At 54.8% G+C, this 16,303-nt stretch carries 15 protein-coding genes and 2 pseudogenes; 8 read left to right on the top strand and 9 right to left on the bottom strand.

Features of this window, described 5'->3' with window-relative positions; genetic code table 11:
- Positions 1–9: 9 nt before the first annotated feature.
- Both NBT81_RS02320 and NBT81_RS02315 read right to left on the bottom strand, forming a co-directional pair.
- On the bottom strand, positions 10–1,404 hold the full coding sequence (locus tag NBT81_RS02320) for a hypothetical protein (protein ID WP_338740766.1): 1,395 nt from the start codon (positions 1,402–1,404) through the stop codon (positions 10–12).
- Between the two features lie 262 nt (positions 1,405–1,666).
- Positions 1,667–1,963: a hypothetical protein gene (locus NBT81_RS02315; RefSeq protein ID WP_338740765.1), complete on the bottom strand. Its 297-nt coding sequence runs from the start codon at positions 1,961–1,963 to the stop codon at positions 1,667–1,669.
- Between the two features lie 357 nt (positions 1,964–2,320).
- On the opposite strand from NBT81_RS02315, the gene NBT81_RS02310 reads away from it, so the two are divergent.
- The 3 genes and pseudogenes from NBT81_RS02310 to NBT81_RS02300 form a co-directional block, all read left to right on the top strand.
- Entirely contained in the window at positions 2,321–3,829 is a 1,509-nt protein-coding gene (locus NBT81_RS02310) for a class I SAM-dependent DNA methyltransferase (RefSeq protein ID WP_338740764.1), read from the top strand.
- Positions 3,822–5,117 carry a restriction endonuclease subunit S gene (locus NBT81_RS02305; RefSeq protein ID WP_338740763.1) on the top strand — a complete coding sequence of 432 codons (1,296 nt, stop codon included), beginning with the start codon at positions 3,822–3,824 and terminating at the stop codon, positions 5,115–5,117. The genes NBT81_RS02310 and NBT81_RS02305 overlap by 8 nt, the downstream gene beginning before the upstream one ends.
- Positions 5,110–5,406, top strand: a pseudogene (locus tag NBT81_RS02300) (type I restriction endonuclease); the annotation flags it as partial. The gene NBT81_RS02305 and the pseudogene NBT81_RS02300, both read left to right, overlap by 8 nt.
- Before the next feature lie 21 nt (positions 5,407–5,427).
- Here the strand turns inward: NBT81_RS02300 and NBT81_RS02295 are convergent.
- Both NBT81_RS02295 and NBT81_RS02290 read right to left on the bottom strand, forming a co-directional pair.
- Entirely contained in the window at positions 5,428–6,420 is a 993-nt protein-coding gene (locus NBT81_RS02295) for a transposase (RefSeq protein ID WP_338740761.1), read from the bottom strand.
- A gap of 42 nt (positions 6,421–6,462) precedes the next feature.
- A complete protein-coding gene (locus NBT81_RS02290) occupies positions 6,463–7,110 on the bottom strand; it encodes a PAS domain S-box protein (protein WP_338740759.1) in 648 nt (215 codons plus the stop codon).
- 250 nt (positions 7,111–7,360) lie between these two features.
- Here NBT81_RS02290 and NBT81_RS02285 point away from each other — a divergent pair, with 250 nt between their 5' ends.
- Positions 7,361–8,068 carry a DUF2270 domain-containing protein gene (locus NBT81_RS02285; RefSeq protein WP_338740758.1) on the top strand — a complete coding sequence of 236 codons (708 nt, stop codon included), beginning with the start codon at positions 7,361–7,363 and terminating at the stop codon, positions 8,066–8,068.
- A 308-nt stretch (positions 8,069–8,376) separates the two neighbouring features.
- Here NBT81_RS02285 and NBT81_RS02280 read toward each other — a convergent pair whose 3' ends face one another.
- From NBT81_RS02280 to NBT81_RS02270, 3 genes are read right to left on the bottom strand one after another with little or no spacing between them, the layout of a single operon-like run.
- Positions 8,377–9,042, bottom strand: a complete 666-nt coding sequence (locus NBT81_RS02280; protein ID WP_338740757.1) for a hypothetical protein — start codon at positions 9,040–9,042, stop codon at positions 8,377–8,379.
- 36 nt (positions 9,043–9,078) lie between these two features.
- Complete coding sequence (locus NBT81_RS02275; RefSeq protein ID WP_338740755.1) at positions 9,079–11,004, bottom strand: cation-translocating P-type ATPase; 1,926 nt, start codon at positions 11,002–11,004, stop codon at positions 9,079–9,081.
- 11 nt (positions 11,005–11,015) lie between these two features.
- The gene (locus NBT81_RS02270) at positions 11,016–11,231 is read right to left on the bottom strand and encodes a heavy metal-associated domain-containing protein (protein WP_338740754.1); all 216 of its coding nucleotides are present in this window, start codon (positions 11,229–11,231) and stop codon (positions 11,016–11,018) included.
- Positions 11,232–11,418: 187 nt separating this feature from the next.
- Here NBT81_RS02270 and NBT81_RS02265 point away from each other — a divergent pair, with 187 nt between their 5' ends.
- On the top strand, positions 11,419–11,952 hold the full coding sequence (locus tag NBT81_RS02265) for a helix-turn-helix domain-containing protein (protein ID WP_338740753.1): 534 nt from the start codon (positions 11,419–11,421) through the stop codon (positions 11,950–11,952).
- A gap of 632 nt (positions 11,953–12,584) precedes the next feature.
- Here NBT81_RS02265 and NBT81_RS02260 read toward each other — a convergent pair.
- Positions 12,585–13,685 carry a hypothetical protein gene (locus NBT81_RS02260; RefSeq protein WP_338740752.1) on the bottom strand — a complete coding sequence of 367 codons (1,101 nt, stop codon included), beginning with the start codon at positions 13,683–13,685 and terminating at the stop codon, positions 12,585–12,587.
- Between the two features lie 110 nt (positions 13,686–13,795).
- Between NBT81_RS02260 and NBT81_RS02255 the strand changes: the two genes are divergently transcribed.
- Positions 13,796–14,134, top strand: a complete 339-nt coding sequence (locus NBT81_RS02255; protein ID WP_338740751.1) for a CGCGG family rSAM-modified RiPP protein — start codon at positions 13,796–13,798, stop codon at positions 14,132–14,134.
- An 83-nt stretch (positions 14,135–14,217) separates the two neighbouring features.
- Here the strand turns inward: NBT81_RS02255 and NBT81_RS02250 are convergent, their stop codons facing one another.
- On the bottom strand, positions 14,218–14,505 hold the full coding sequence (locus NBT81_RS02250) for a hypothetical protein (protein WP_338740749.1): 288 nt from the start codon (positions 14,503–14,505) through the stop codon (positions 14,218–14,220).
- 502 nt (positions 14,506–15,007) lie between these two features.
- On the opposite strand from NBT81_RS02250, the pseudogene NBT81_RS02245 reads away from it, so the two are divergent.
- Both NBT81_RS02245 and NBT81_RS02240 read left to right on the top strand, forming a co-directional pair.
- Positions 15,008–15,535: pseudogene (locus NBT81_RS02245) on the top strand (IS630 family transposase); the annotation flags it as partial.
- On the top strand, positions 15,450–16,076 hold the full coding sequence (locus NBT81_RS02240; RefSeq protein ID WP_425498763.1) for an IS630 family transposase: 627 nt from the start codon (positions 15,450–15,452) through the stop codon (positions 16,074–16,076). The pseudogene NBT81_RS02245 and the gene NBT81_RS02240, both read left to right, overlap by 86 nt.
- Positions 16,077–16,303: the final 227 nt, after the last annotated feature.

The following is a 16,303-nucleotide window of genomic DNA, read 5'->3' as shown; positions in this document are numbered from 1 at the left end:
AGCGGAGCGCTATTGTCTCGGTATGTCGTGTTTCTCGCCACCAGTTCGAGTATACTCGGCTTCTTTAGGGTCAGGTAGGTCAGACGGGTAGTAGCGGTAGTCAACTCCGTATTTTATACAAGCCATTGTGAAAGCCCCGTCGCGCCGAAACCGCTTGAGAGCGTTATCGTGAGAGTCCCTCGAACGGGTGGGATTGAGAATCTGTGCGGCGTCAACTACCTCTTGCTTGGTCGGGTATTTCTCTGGTGGTAGACACCCGCCGTTCCCGTGGAAGGGGGTACTATTGTTACACAGGGGGTGCTCCCCGTACAGCGCCGAAGCCCGGTCGCGTTCGAGCGTGAAGCCGTAAACCGAAGCCAATTCACAGAGTTGGTCAACAATGTCGGCGTCTGTATCTATTGGTAGTTCCCCGACGAGATAATTCTGTGCGAATTGAACGACACCATAGATTATCTTGCCGTAGTCGTCGGTATCTGTGTCGCGGTCGCCAACTCGTTCCTTGTTGCGAAATCGTGAGAACTGGTTGCTGTCGAAGTAGTCTACAGCCGCTTCAATCGTACTTCGTCGGTACGCTTCGTCACGGTTCCATTTCCGAGGACGACCGTCTTTCATCCACACCTGTTCGTTACAGTAGTCCGAATAGACCGCGTAAGCCAGTTCCCTTGCACGCTGTTCGTCTACCTCTCCACCGTACTGAAGCATAACGCCGAACAGGTCAGAAACGGTCACGAGGTCTACTTGACTCCGGTCGATTCGTCCTTCTGGTAGTCGTAGACCGTCTTTGAACCCGGTTCCACCCTGAAGACGACCCATGAGGCACTTGAACGCGACCGTGGCGTCAGATTGCATTTCAGTCAGACACGCTTCAGCGTATGCCACGTCGGGCTGGTCATAGTCGTAGTCCGGGTCTGTCTCGTCGTTTTGTAGGCTGGTTGTCCCTGAACGACCTTCTAAATCTATTCCAAGGTGTTCAGCCAACTGGTCGGCTTTCGATTCGGTCAAGAGAGGTGCTTCGGGATTCGTTGTCCGCAATTCGTACCGTCCTATCCCTTCGCTCGGACAGTTCTGTTTCGAGTCCTCGCAATGGCTATGACTAATTCGTGACCCCGGCCCAACGGCTTGGACTCCGGTAATCAGTTCCACGTCATGACCGGCGTCGTCGGTGAGACTGACTTTTGTTTTCCAATCAAGGATATGAAATGCGTCTTCGGACGCGCGGAGCAATCGGTTGTGTCCACCGTGGGGCGACTCCCACGACATGAGGGCATATTCATTGACTAATGTGTCCGCGTCTGGCGGTAGCACACCAGCCTTCTCTACGTCAATCACGACCAGTTTTCCGAACTCGTCGGTGCCACAGCCGACTGACAGTCCGTAGTTCCCCCCACCGTGAACTCTCGCCATTGCGCGAGCGGGAGAAATACGATTCTCGGTCTGTTGCCACCCCGTTCTTTCTGGCCTTTTTGACCCGCGTTGAATTGGTATACATAGTGGCTCACCCTCGGGGAGAACGTCCAACGAGTGCGATTTATCCGGTAGTTCTATATTCTTATAGACGCTATTTTGATTTGGCATAGTTGTCTGTCACAGCGATTAGTTGGCGGGCAATACCACCGGGCCGGTTGGACTTGGACACTCTCCGGCCACGGCGCATTCCTTCGGTCAATCATCGGATACGAGTCACACTTATCGACGAGACGTGAGTGGAGTCATTGAGTCGAAGAAGCCCCTTGTCGTCACGGTAGAGAAGCCCCTGTTCGACGGTTTCGGAAATCTGAATTGCCTGTTCTGGTTCGTCGGTCAACTGGCCTACAGCCGGGTGATTCGCTACGAGTTCACGGCGAAGACGCTCTTCGGGAACTGATGTTGACGAATCTCCCGCAATCGCCTCAATCGCACGGGCCAACTCGCCCTGACTTGGCAACACTTCGATTTCTGTCGACGTAGGGTGATTGGAGTTCATTGGTTCGCCTCCGGGTTGTACTGGTCGGCCATTTTATTCAAAAGTCTGTCATAACTCTCGCCGCCTCGTTTGAGTGACTGAAGCCGTCTCCGAGTTTTCAGGTCACAACCGATTGTTGTTCTTTGAAACTGGCTCATGTTCCAAGTGGTTCTATGAGATTTATGTGTATGTATGTTTTGTTTTTGGCTATTTAATTTGTCTTCTTTCATTCCAATATAGGGAATGAACGACAATATGGCTACTGACAGAGCGACCAGCCAACCGATTTAGAATATGCGTAGGTACGCTTCGGCAACCTCGCGGTCGTCCCCGAACTTCACCGGAGCAAATAACACGCCCGCGTGGAATGGTACAACTATGACTATCTCGCTGGAAGAACTGGACACTCACCTCTTCAAGTGTGCCGACATAATTCGTGACGCTGTAGACTCAACAGATTATAAGTCATATGTTTTACCATTATTATATTATAAATCAATCTCTGACGAGTTCGAGGTACAATACGCCGAGAACGTCGAAGAGTATGGTGAGGATTTCGCCCGCCAAGAGAATCTATACGATATTCCAGTCGTCCCCGAGGGACATTCGTGGGAAGACGTTCGCTCTGTTTCAGATAACGTAGACCAAGCCCTAAACGAAGCCTTCGACGCGCTTACCGAGGAAAATCCGGAACTGAAGGGAGTTTTTGAGGGAACAGATTACATCGACGCCGACGCGCTGAACGACAACCGGCTCGGGAAACTCGTTGAACACCTCTCGAAGCACGACCTTGACCGAGACAGCATTCCGCCGGACATGCTCGGTGAGGCGTATATGGACTTAGTTCGACATTTCGCTTCAGAAGAAGGGAAGGATGGGGGTCAATTCTTCACACCCCCGCAAATCGTCAACCTCTGTGTCCGACTCGTAGACGAGTTTGAAGACGGCCACACGTTCCATGACCCGACTGTCGGCTCCGGTGGTATGCTAATTGAGGCGGCTCGATACTACCGCGAGAAACAGGGTGGCGACCCGTCGAAAATGACCTTCACCGGGCAAGAAATCAATCCGGACATTGCGGCTATCGCCAAAATGAACCTCTCTATTCATGGCCTCAATGGTCAGATAGAGCGTGAGGATTCGTTGGCGAGTCCGGAGTTCACCAATGACGAGGATAACGAACTGACGCGTTTCGACCGGGTGCTGGCGAACTTCCCGTTCTCGGCCAACTGGTCAAAAGAAGAACTTCAGGACGACCCATGGGGGCGTTTCCATTGGCATGAGAAACTCCCCCGCGCCGACAGAGGGGATTACAGTTTCATTATGCACATGGCCGAGCAACTGAAAGACCCCGAGCGAGGCGACGATTCGGGCGGGAAGGCGGCTATCGTTATTCCCAACGGTGTGCTGTTCCGTAAGCACGAAGCAAAGTATCGGGAGTATATGTTGGAGAACGATATGGTGGAAGCGGTTGTCGCACTTCCCGAGAACCTCTTCCAGAATGTTCCAATCCCGTCAGCAATCCTTGTTCTGAATACTGACAAGCCCGCCGAGCGTGAGAACGAAGTACAATTCATTCACGCCGACGATGAGGCCTTCTATCAAGATGAATCCAGTCAGAATATTCTAATTGACGAAGGTCTTGACCACATTGTAGAGAATTTCAACAACTGGACGAGTGAGGAGCGTGTCAGTCGAACGGTATCGCTGGACGAGATTCGAGAGAACGATTACAATCTAAATGTGGCACTCTACGTCGACACGACCGAGCCGGAAGAAGAAATAAACGTACAGGAAGAACTTGGGAAACTACGTGAGTTACAAGCCGAGCGGGACGAGATAGAGAATAAAATGAATCAGCATATGGGGGTGCTGAACTATGAGTGAGGACGCGACTCTGGATGAGTTTCAGGACAATACAGAGAGTAGTCAGGGTCAGGGGTGGCAAGTCGTGCGGCTTGAAGACGTGTCTCGAAAACGGTCGGAAAATGTTGACCCGCAAGAGGTGGATTTAGAGAGGCACGTCGGACTTGAACATATCAACCCAAATATGCCGTACCCGGGGTGGGAACCGATTGACGGCCTGTCAAGCACTAAACGATATTTTAAGGCCGGAGATGTTCTATTCGCAAAACTCCGCCCCAATCTTGAGAAATCCGCACAGCCCAGTTTTGAGGGGGTTGCTTCGACCGACATTTTCCCCATCGTTGGTAAAGAGAGTGTCAACTCGAAGTACCTATTGTACCGCTTGAGTTCAAAAACCGCCTATGACTACGCTCGGCGCACCTCGGCTGGCACGCGTATGCCGCGAACCTCATGGAACCTCTTCAGTAACTTTGAGTTCGGCCTTCCACCACTCTCGGAACAGCGCAAAATCGCCACCGTACTTCACAACGTTGACCAAGCGATTCAGAAGACCGAGGAAATCATCAATCAAACTGAAAGTGCCAAACAGGCTCTCATGCAATCTCTCTTGCTGGACGGCTATTATGAACATGATGAAACAATTGACGCTCACCATCGGAACCGGCTACCTCGGCACCCGAGTGAATGGATAACGAAACCAGCCGAAGAGATAATGAATGTGACGCGGGGGGCACATCCCCGACCAAAGAGCGACGATTCCCTGTGGGGTGAGGATATTCCTATCATTAAGATTAGCGACAGGGACAGGGGAGACTCCCGCACAATCACATCAACAGACGATATGGTAACTGAAAAAGGAAGTCAAAGTAGTAAATTAGTAGATGAAGGTACTCTGATTGTGTCAAACGCTGGTACTGTCGGAGCGGCCCGAATCACGGGAATGCAAACCTGTATCCATGACCATTGGCTTATTCTCCGCGACTATGAAGAACACCTCACCACGCGTTATCTCTACTATTTCATTAATTGGAACCAGAACTTCTTGGAAGCACTCGCATCTGGTAGTACGGTATTAGACCTTAATACCGACGATTTCCGGCTCTTTGATGTGACTTTCCCTACCTTGGACGAACAGCGAGAAATTACAGACGCACTCGACAGCCTACATGAACAAAAGATGGTTAATTTACAATATGCCGACCGGCTACGGCGGGTCAAACAAGGCCTCATGCAAGACTTGCTCTCGGGAACAGTCAGTACAACCGACACTAACATAGAGGTGCCTGACGAAATCGCACAGCATGGTTAGTATCCCATCCGAACAGGGCGTTGAACGCTCGCTTCTTTCGTGGCTTGACGGCGTTGGATGGGAAACTCACGGTCAAGACGGCGACCGAGGTGCGAACGTGCTTGACGACGCTTACGAACGCCAAAGCCACGAAGTAGTCTATTGGAACTTGCTGGCCGAACAGGTCGTCGCGCTTAACGAGGACGTGACCGAAGAGAACGTAGACAAGTTCATTTCGTCGTTGAAGCGCGACCTCGACACCGAGAACTTGATGGACGGCAACCGAGCCTTTCACCAACTACTCACCAAAGAGGGTGTCATAGAACTCTTCTCACACCGTGATGATTGTGCTTCCCGGATTGTCTCCGCGTTCGTAGTTGGTGATTGCGACGACGAGGCGCAGACACAACGCGAGGAACACCTGCGCTCGTGCATGGACGCGGCCTCGGGCGTGCGTTCGCCCGAGGCCGCAGCCCTTGACTGATTCGTTGGTTCGTTCGACGCCACTCCGGCGGTTGTACGTCTCGTCTAGCGTTGATTGCTTCAGCTGAACGTCGTTGCTGTGTTTTTCAATGCGGTCTTCTACCCTGTACTCGATATCTTTCGGGTCGTCGGTGTTTCGTGGATTGTACGGAGCGACTGGCACGACCCCTGCGGCCAGCAGGTGGTCGTGCCAGTCGAGCGTGTCGTAGGCACTGTCTCCAAGCATCCACATCGGTTTCCCGACGGCGAGCGCGTCACGCGTGACGCGCATCGCCGTCTCTTCTGGTGCTTGTTTGCTCTCGGTGAACTCGGCTGCAATCGGGATCTTTTGCCCGGTTGAGACGATCGTGCAGCCGTAGCCGTAGTAGTACTCGTCATCGGTTGGATCATAGCACTTCAATGCGTCTGGATCGGCGGGCATCGCTCTCACGTCGGTTGAATCGATAGAATACGTCAAGTCGAGCAGGCCCCGCAAGGCGGCCTGCTCGACGAGATGGTCGAAGACCCGGTCAACAACGTGCTCAAGATCAGTGAGGAATCGATCGACCGCGTCTCTCGACGGCGGTCGATCGAAGCTACAGCTGAGCCAGACAACGGTGTTGTTCAGTTCTCGTGCAACCGGACGGATACCGTAGATGTTCTTGTAATAGCAATGGAGAAAGCCACGCATCATCTCGGGCGGCTCAAGATCTCGTGTTCGCCCCGTCTCCGCCGGGGCGAACACGTCGAACCCTTCAAGAAACTCGAAGGAGAGGTGCTCGAACAACGCCAACGTCTCCGTTTCCACGGCATTGAAGAACGATTCTACCGAAGGATCATCTTGCAGGGTCGCTGAACTCATTCCACCTCAGCGTTCACCCTGCTCTTTGGTATGCGAACTGTTCTATGACACCCTCCAACACGTGTTAGTGACCATCGCAAGATCAACTGGTTCAGTCTCACCGAGTTCTTCACCCTCGCGTGCCAACGTCAGTACATCATCAAGGATCGCTTGAGCCCGCTCCAGTGCCGACGCCGCTTCTGAAAGGTGATCGCTCTCATGCTCTGTTTGGGCCAATTCAATTCGCCCCTGTACAACATTTAACGGATTCCGAAGATCATGTGAAATTGCGCTTGCGAACTGCTCCAGTTGTTCGTTCTTGTGCTGGAGTTCGCGCTCACGGCTGGCCAGTTCGGAAATGTCTATAAACGAGGACATAATGTAGGCTGGCTCCCCATCTTCATTCGTTACGACGCTGGCTGAGGCCTGGGCCTCGAATGTATTCCCGTCTTTTGTTTCCGCAACGAGTGTCCCTTCCCATTCGCCATGTTCAATAACATCCTCTGCTACCGAGGCTGCTTTGGCAGGATCCGCCCAAAAGTCGGTTACTGGCTGGTCAATGACTTCGTCTTCATCATAGCCCCACATATCGGTGAACGCAGGGTTCACTTTGCATAAGTTGCCCTGCAAATCTGCGATTGCGATGCCCGCAAGTGCCGATTCATAGGCTAACTTGTATATATCAGAGACGCCTTGGACACCCTCATCCATCTGAATAAACTGTATAGAAACACGTACTGTGGAGCCATAGTCGCTTTGATTAGTCTATTCATCCTACTTGGTTCTCCAGGCACGTTTCTTGTCTGAAACAAGCTGGCTATGCGACCGATTCGCGCGTTCTATTCAGCACTCGCTGAATTACTTCCCCGACTTTGTCAGAAAGTGCGTGCCCGACTCAGAGCTTGTAGTCAGCAACTCCACACACGGGAGCGTTTACCTATCGGTTGTCCATATGTACAGTATGTCGGATAATCCGTCCGATTTCGACCCAGAGTCGCCTGAAGAACGCGAGATTGCCGGTGAGGTAGCAGGTGAACGCGGGGATTTTCTCTCGCTCATGGGCCACGCATATCGTGGTGAGATGGGTCGCACTACGTCCTGGCGCACACGGATCGATAGGACGACCAACTGGGCTGTTGTATTGACAGCGACGTTACTCACGTGGGCTTTCTCGGGAGAGTCACGCCCGCACTACATCCTCATCATAGGGATTGTTATGGTATCTGTATTTTTAGGCATCGAATCGCGTCGCTACCGCGTGTACGATATCTGGCGGTCTCGAGTACGCCTCATCGAAGAGAACGTGTTCGCAAACGCCCTCGATCCGGATGGCGTAGAGCAATCCAATTGGCGTGAGCTTCTCAGCGGCGATTTTCGAGACCCAACGATGAAAATACCAGTAGTCGAAGCTGTTTCGCGCCGGCTTCGACGGGTCTATTTCGCTTTGATTTCCGTTTTGATCGTCGCCTGGCTCGTCCGGCTAACCGTGTTTGCAACAACGTCCACCGGACTCCTTGGAACTGCGACCGTTGGCCAAGTGCCGGGTCAATTCGTTCTCGGAACTATTGGGGTGTACTATCTCACTGTGCTGATTCTGACCTTCTGGCCAGACAGACGGCAAGCAAAGGGTGAGTTGCAGGCAGAATCGGAGTCCGAAGAGTGGAAGTAAGGCTCAGAGAGCGATGGCCATGCGAGCACCAATTGCTGAATTCGCGCGTTGTATACAGCACGATCATCCGAAGCTGACAGATGCCTGGACTCTCGGCAGACCTCATTCCAGACTCGTCATCATCGGCAGTTTCCGAGATACGAAGAGAAAGAGCGGCTACTACGGATGAATCTCATTCCACGATAGACTCTGGCTGAAGCCATCTATATTATTTTTAGATAATTCTAATAGTATATCAGAAATGTACGCTCGGAACACTACCGGGCGAGGAACTACTAGTAGGCTCGGTGGAACTAAAATCGAGTGTTCTATTGCCAGTGTTCGATGGTCGTCACGGTGAACAGAGAATCCTCTGAAAGGACAGCTTGGACGCGGCCGTGCCAGACTTCTGCGAAGAGTTCGCGTTCTTCCTCGCTGGCCGTCCCATCGATGATCTGTTGGAGGTTGCCGAGAGCTGGCCCGCCATCCGGAACGTCGCCGACGTGGTAGGTCACCTCGACGGTTTCGTCGGTGTCGGTCCGGCGGAACCGGAACGTCGGGGCAGCACTATCGGGGTCGAACGCATCGAACGTCAGCATGTTCTTGCGATTACCGTGGCCGCCGGCGAGCCCACCGAAGCCGTCTTCTTGGGCGGCGCCGGTCACGTACGAGATGAGCCGTCCCATGACGCCGTACGTCGCGTCGTCACGCGGCCCTGCTGCGAGTACCTCGACCTCGCTTCGGACAGCGACGTCGTCGGGATACAGCGCGTCGAGGCCCAGTTGGGCGATCCGGTAAGCGCCGGACGCGGTCGGACAGGAATGACCCGCTGCTTTCACGACGTCCTCGTAGGTGACGACGAACGGGTCGCCGGGTTCGAGGACGGCGAGTGCTTCCGCGACTGGGTCGCGGATCCGGATCGGTTCGACATCGTATTCGACGGTCCAGTTCGATTCGGGGCGGTTCGTGTCGGTCGGAGTCGTGTTCTCTGTCATTGTGATTGTATTCGCTCGTTTGTGATTCGATGCTGTTCAGTACCGCAGTAGTCGCATTCCGTTGCCGATCACGGCGAGGACGCTGGCTTCGTGGACGAGCATCCCGAGCGCGAGCGTGACGTAGCTCGTCAGGACGCCCGCCAGCAGGAGCGTCACCGTCAGCACCGCGAGGCCGACGTTCTCGTAGATGTTCCACCGCGTGGCCTTGCTGAGTTTCACAGCGTACGGGATGCGTTCGAGGTCGTCGGCCATCAGCGCCATATCCGCCGTCTCGATGGCGGTATCCGTACCGGCGGCGCCCATGGCAATGCCGACGTCGGCGGTCGCCAGCGAGGGCGCGTCGTTGATGCCGTCGCCGACCATCGCCACGACGTGCCCGTCGTCGCGGAACTCCTCGATGACAGCTTGCTTGTCCTCGGGCAGCAGTTCGGCGCGGTAGTCGTCGATACCGACTTCTTCGGCCACTGCGGCAGCGACGCGCCCGTTGTCGCCGGTGAGCATCACCGTCTCGATACCAGCGTCCTGAAGCTCCTGGACGACGCCGGGCGCCGCCTCTCGTAGTTCGTCACGCATGGCGATAGCGCCGATGACGACGCCGTCACGCACGATGTGGACGACAGTCTCGCCGCGCTCCTCGCGCTCGCGGACGTATTCCGCAACCTCGCCGGGGATCTCGATATCGCGCTCGTCGAGCAACGAGCGGTTCCCGACGACGATCTCGCGGCCGCCTTGGTGAGCGATGACGCCCTTGCCGGCGACCACGTCGAAGTCGTCCGGGTCGGGGACTGAGCGTGCTTCCGTGGGTGCTGATTCGGCGTCTGCCTGAACAGCTTCCGTCCCGCCATCGGTGACTGCGGCCGGACGGTCCTGTGCCGCCTCGAGGATGGCGTCGCCGAGGTGGTGCTCGCTCTTCTTCTCGGCGATGGCTGCAAGCTCCAGCACGTCGCTGGCTTCGGCGTCGAACCCGGCAACGTCGGCGACAGTCGTTTCGCCTTTCGTGAGCGTCCCGGTCTTGTCGAAGGCGACAAGGTCGATCTTGCCGGCCCGTTCGAGGTGCTCGCCGCCTTTCATCAGAACGCCGCTCCGAGCTGCATTCCCGATTGCAGAGACGATGCTGACTGGCGGCCCGATCACCAGCGCGCCGGGACAGCCGATAACCAGCAGCGTCAGCGACAGAATCGCGTTCTGCGTGACTGCGTAGGCGCCGATGGACAGCGCGAGTACACCGGGCGTGTAGTACTTCGCGAAGCGGTCGATGAGGCTCTCCGTTGGCGACTGTGCCTCCTGGGCCTCTTCGACACGCTGGATGATCCGCTGGAGCGTCGTGTCCGACCCAGCACCGGTCGTCCGGACCTCGAGGGCTCCTTCCTGGTTGACCGTCCCGGCGTACACCTCGTCGCCGTCAGCCTTGTGAACGGGCGCGCTTTCGCCAGTGACCGGCGCCTGATTGACGGCGCTCTCTCCATCGACGACGTCACCGTCGACGGGGATTTTCTCGCCGGGCTTGACGATAACTATCTCGCCGTCTTCGACCTCGCGGGCGGGCACTTCTTTTTGCTCGCCGTCGCGGCGCACAGTGGCTGTGTCTGGCGTCATTTCGAGGAGTTCTTCGAGGGCGTTTCGCGTCTTGCGCATCGTCCGCCCTTCGAGGTACGATCCGAGTGCGAACAGGAAGACCACTGCGGCGGCCTCCCAGTACGACCCGATAGCTATCGCGCCGACGGCGGCCAGCGTCACGAGCGTCTTGATGCCGAGCGTCCGGCTTTTGACCTCGTGGTAGGCGGTCTTGGCGATGTCGTAACCGCCGACGATAGCCGCGAGGATCAAGATCGCGGCGCTCGCCGTGTCGAAGGCCGAGACGTAGCCGAGCGTCCAGCCGCCAGCGTACAGCAGGCCGCTCACCGCGACGATGATGGCCTTTCGGTGTTTACGGTAGTCCTGTTTGATTGATTGGGTATCCATGATTTTCCTCGTTATGCGGGCTGGGGCGAGTAGCCCTGATTTTCGATGGTCTGTTCGAACGTATCGGGGTCGGCGACGCTGTCGTCGTAGTCGATCTCGACGCGGCCGGTCGAGTAGTGTACCTCGACGTCTTCGACGCCGTCCTGATTCGACAGGGCGCGTTCGACGGTGCTTGCACAGCTCGGACAGTCGAAGTCCATTACGCGGAATTGGGTCGTTTCGCTCATCACAGTTCTACGTAGCACCCATACCCACTAAAGTATTTTTTAGATGATATGTTTGAATGTAGATACGGGATGTTTGAACGGACAAACGAGTCGTCTAGAGCTTTCACTGGGCCCTCGGAAGAAGGCGTCAAACAGAATCTATGCAGCGGTCGTCACTACTTAGCGTGTACACGCCGTCGAATCACATATGAGCACGTCCGATGCCGAACACGAGCTTGAGGACATCGCCGTTCGAGATACGCGGGTGTCCGATGCTATCGACGAACCGATGCGGACAATGATTCTCGATATACTCGCTGATGAGACGCTAACGGCGAGCGAGGTACACGAGCGTCTCTCCGACCGGGGAATCGACCGGACTGAAAACACGGTTCGTCACCATATCAACGAGCTTCGGGATGCGGGACTCGTTGATGTTGTCAGGTTCGAAGAGGGACGTGGTGGAACGACGAAATACTACGGAGCGAACACGACCGTCCTCTCGTACTCGCTGCCAGAGTCAGCCGAGCCAGCCATCGAAGACATGACCGACGCTGTCCGGCCCCAGATCGAAACAGCACTTGACACGCTGACCGACGAGTACGACGACGTGATCGATGATATCACGGCCGAGATGCAACCCTGCGAACACTGCCGAACCCAAAAATACGAGACGTACGTACTGTTGACAGTCCTCCGACGGGCGTTCGTCCGAGCACATCAAGACGGAGAGCTCGCTTGACATCCTCTTTTGCGTAAACGCGGAGGAATCCCAAGCGGTGGCAGTTTCAGGTGTGCAGTCCAATCACTGGACTACCAGTCCTTTCGGGCGCGGGTAGTCCCACAGCGTCGGACGGGTGGGCTTACGATATTTGCTGTCGCATTACAGAACTATTCACGGATCGGTCGGGGCAGGGACTTGCCACGGACGTTCGACGCTGACGGTTATTCCTCTGGGATGTCCTCTGACGTGAGTTGTTCTTGAAAACGGGCAGTAGGAACGGGGTCGATACCTTCGTCTTCGAGTCTGCGGTTTTCCTGTTCGACTCGGACGCTGAGCAGCCGCTGAATTTCCCGCATCCGGAACGACATCGTACGGAGCTCATCGCGCTCAGATGTTTCTGAACTCGGTTCGCTATCGGGCTGATCTGAAGTATCACTCATCGTGTTACTGTTGCACATGCTGTTATTTAGTACTCGGGTCGAAACACGGTTCCGAGGTGTGCTAGGAAGTGAATACTACTACAGTGACCTACTGCTCATCCGGTCAGCGATAGACAGCTGGAGTGAGCAGTAGCTTCCTGGTGGTAGGTATCTAAAGAAGAAGATCTCACCAGAGCAGGGCACAATTCCCGTGGAGTCAAACGACCGTAGTCACCTCGAATACCAGCCGATCCCAGTCAGTTTAGCTGGCGGATCCAGCGGACTCGATGGGTAGGATTTGTCGGCCTGGTATTGGTGATATACAGGTGGTGCAAGGTCGTTTGGACTGTTTGGATAGAACAGCGAGGCTATTGCCTGTGAGTGCGCTCGGCCGGCATCAAGTTCGAACATGCCACCTCCATAGAGTTCGATGTCGTGTTGAAAGGCATAGTCGAGAATGCGACAGAGGGACTTGAGTCTCCCAGACTGACACGGTTTGATGTTGAGGACAGTCGGTTCCCACGGCAGGTCCTGGATGCTTTCCACACTTGTTATCGGGGCGTCCCAGGAGATTCGGTCAGAATGTTTTTCGAGTACGTGTCGTGTCGCATCTGTGACGGCCGGATCCTCAATGAGCGCATTCGGGAAGGCCTCGAACAACCGTCGGTAGAGTTCCGGATCAGCGGGGGCACCGACGTTCGAATCATACTGTGCTTTCAGGTCAAGGACTCGAATTGCACCAGTATCTGACAGAGCCGATAGTAACTCATCGCCTGGTGTGTCAGGGACATCAATTTTAAACTCTGTATCTGGGTTCGCTTCGAGAAAGCGGTTCACGGGACGCGTACGTGGAGGGTCACCAAGCCGTGGACTAACGACAAATGCCATCGGCTCGTACACTCGGTCCAGCACCGCGGCCAAGGTTCGTCCTGCTTGTTTGAGTGCTAGATCCAGGACTGCGCTCTCGATTGCCCAGCGCAAATGCTCAGGTGTCTCTCTGGGCACCCTCTGCTCCAAGCGAACCGGATCGGTATCGAGGGCATCCGAGAATGTTCCGATAGTCCACTCACCAGTCGGAAGGGATAGTCCCTCCTCACGGAGTCGCTCGTGTGCCTCTATGGGTCGAGTGACATCCTCCCCGAATCCGGTTTCGTCATCTCCCCGAACGCGAATGATGGTCCGCTCGAAGGTCTGCCCTTCCGTCTCGATATGCTTCCCCTCGATCGAAACAGCTTCGACAGTGACCGGTAACGATTTGATCTGCCCATAGAGATCGGAGAACGCGCTATTTGTCGCATCCACTTGATTCCCACCAGTTGTATCATCATCCATACGTCCAGTTCGTGCTCCGAGCCGAAATACCCCCAGACGACTACCTCTCACAGAACTGGAGCGGAGACACCACCAAACCCCTTATACGACTGGCAGATCGATGCTAGAGGATGGCAAGTCATTCCCACGATCACGGCGACGACCACGAGCACGCACACGAAGAAGCCGAATCAGTCACTGACCGAACCCACGACAACTCCTGGTCCGCAAATCTGGAAAAGCCACAGTACGAAGACGACCTCACGCTACTCACCCAGCACGGGATCGAAGCGGTCGAACAAACGACCAGCGGTCACCATGTGAATCTCGTCACGCACAAAGCACACGGCCATCCCGAGAAATTCCTTTACGATGCGCTCGACGAACGATTCGGAGACGAAGATATCCAGTGGGAGTACATCGAGCAGTGCGGATGTGGTGGCCACGTCGTACGCGTCCACGTCAACTAACTGGCGGAGATGAGACATTCTCGTGCTGGGGTGACGATTCTCTTTGACCTACTACGGCACTTGCCCGGTTCGCCTGTAGAGTCTTACTCGTCGTCAACCAATTCTGTCCGGACGTAGTACGGTCCATCCCAGTTTTGTACCCACTCTGGAGCTGTAGGGTGAGATTGCAACTGATTTGCTTCGTACGACTCGTCCGGGAAAACAGTCCCCTCCTCATCGGTTCCATCTTCCCAGGGCACTTCGAACGTCACTGAATCCCGATTGTCTGCGGGAGCCAGTTGCTTGTCTGCCCCATCGTCTAGATGAGACGGTCCGTCAGCCCATTTTTGCAGATTGAATGTAACGGCTATTTGAGGTTTGTTGGTTGCCATATTTATTGTTAATCTAATGTGTAATCTAAATTGTTCGTGGAAGGCTAAAAAGCATATGTTGACCACCGACGACGAGAGCGGCCGGAGCGGCTACGAGGGTGACGGTAATCCGCCCGAGATCGTTGACGGCCACAAAAAGAGGTAGTCGTCTTATTCTTCACGGCGTTCAATAGCCGCTTGTACTGACTAGGCTGAACTGCCTCGAACAGACCGAGTCATCGTGCGAGACTCGCGCACAACATCTTGCACGCGTCCAGAGAGCTATACGATATCAAACAGGTATATGAGTGGAGTTCGAACCCGCAAATCCACGGTTGAAGCTACACTGAGCCATATGGAAGACGGCAGCTCGACCAAGATCCTCTCAAAGTGCTCACTGAACAATTGATCTTCTGTAAGTGGTTCCCTGCTGGATACACCCTCCGTATCGGTCACACCCGGACTGACAGACACTGATAGTGATTAGGGAAGTGATTTGCTTGTTGAGACGCTAAAGCCAGTAATGGGTCGGCTTGACGATATCACACTCAAAGAACTCTACGAGCTCAAGGACCAGATCGACGAAGGAAAGCCGCGAGAACGTGTTCTCGCGGCGATTGGCCGTAAGAAAGGAGACCAATTAGACACGCTGGCTGACCGCCACGGTGTTGTGAAGCGAACGATTCAGAACTGGCTCGATCGGTTTGAGGAACAACCGATCGAGCAAGCGCCCTACGACGCTCCGCGACCAGGCGGCCCAGCCAAAATCGACGGCGAGGAGCGTGAACAGTTGTTCGAACAGTTGCAACAGCCACCGACCGAACTCGGCTATGACCAGCAAGCCTGGTCAGCGAAACTCTTGCTGCATCACACCAAAGAGGAGTACGGTGTTGAGTATCACGAGACCTATGCGTATGACTTGTTGAAAGAGGCCGGGCTGTCCTGGCGGACAGCACGGCCTCGTCATCACGAAGCTGATCCTGAAGACAAGGCTGAGTTCGAAGAGACAGTCGAAAAAACGGCCGGAACTGACCGAGAAAACCGTTGTTGTCGTCGATCAATTTACCAAGCACGTTGGCACCGTCGAGCGGCGTGGCTGGTACCCGATCGGCTCGGATCCAACCATCGAAACCGCAACGTCTTGGGAGTCGGTGACAGTGCTGGGCGCTGTCACCGACGACGGTGACAGCTTCTTTTGCTGGACGGAAGAGAATCTCACCAGATTTCACGGAATACGACTGTTAGAGGCGTTGAAAGATCGCTTTGGTGACGAGCTAGTGGTGTTTCTCGACCGGGCAGGCTACTTCTGGGCACGAGATCTCTGGGAGCACGTCAGCGGCAATCGAGCGACCGAAACTGTCGGAGACAGTTCGGTCGCGTGCGTACGCGGTGACGATCTCGAAGTGTGGTATTTTCCCTCGAAACTCCCCGAATTGAACGCTGTCGAAGGCTGCTGGGACCAGCTCCAAGAGTGGTTCAAGCATCGACTCATTCCCGATCTCTCAACGCTGGAAGAGTACATTCCACGAGGACTGAACGCGATCAGCGAACCAAACATTTGGCCGTATCTCACCAGCAAAGATTCGTCCTAGACACTATCAGTAATATCGTCAGAAAGAATGGTACCGCAGCTTGGACATCTAGGAGCACTTATTTTCGTGAAATCTGGTCTCTTGACTGGAACCTTTGAGCTTAGCCATTCTCGGCCTCTTTCCATCGGACCGACGATCAGTGGTATTTCCATTACACGGTGATTGGACTATCGCCTCTTCAAATCACGGCACGAAGCTCACTGTACACACCCTCTGTGTTCAGCACA

The organism is Haloplanus sp. CK5-1, from assembly GCF_037201915.1.
GTDB lineage: Archaea > Halobacteriota > Halobacteria > Halobacteriales > Haloferacaceae > Haloplanus > Haloplanus salilacus.
This window is presented reverse-complemented; position numbering and strand designations above follow the sequence as displayed.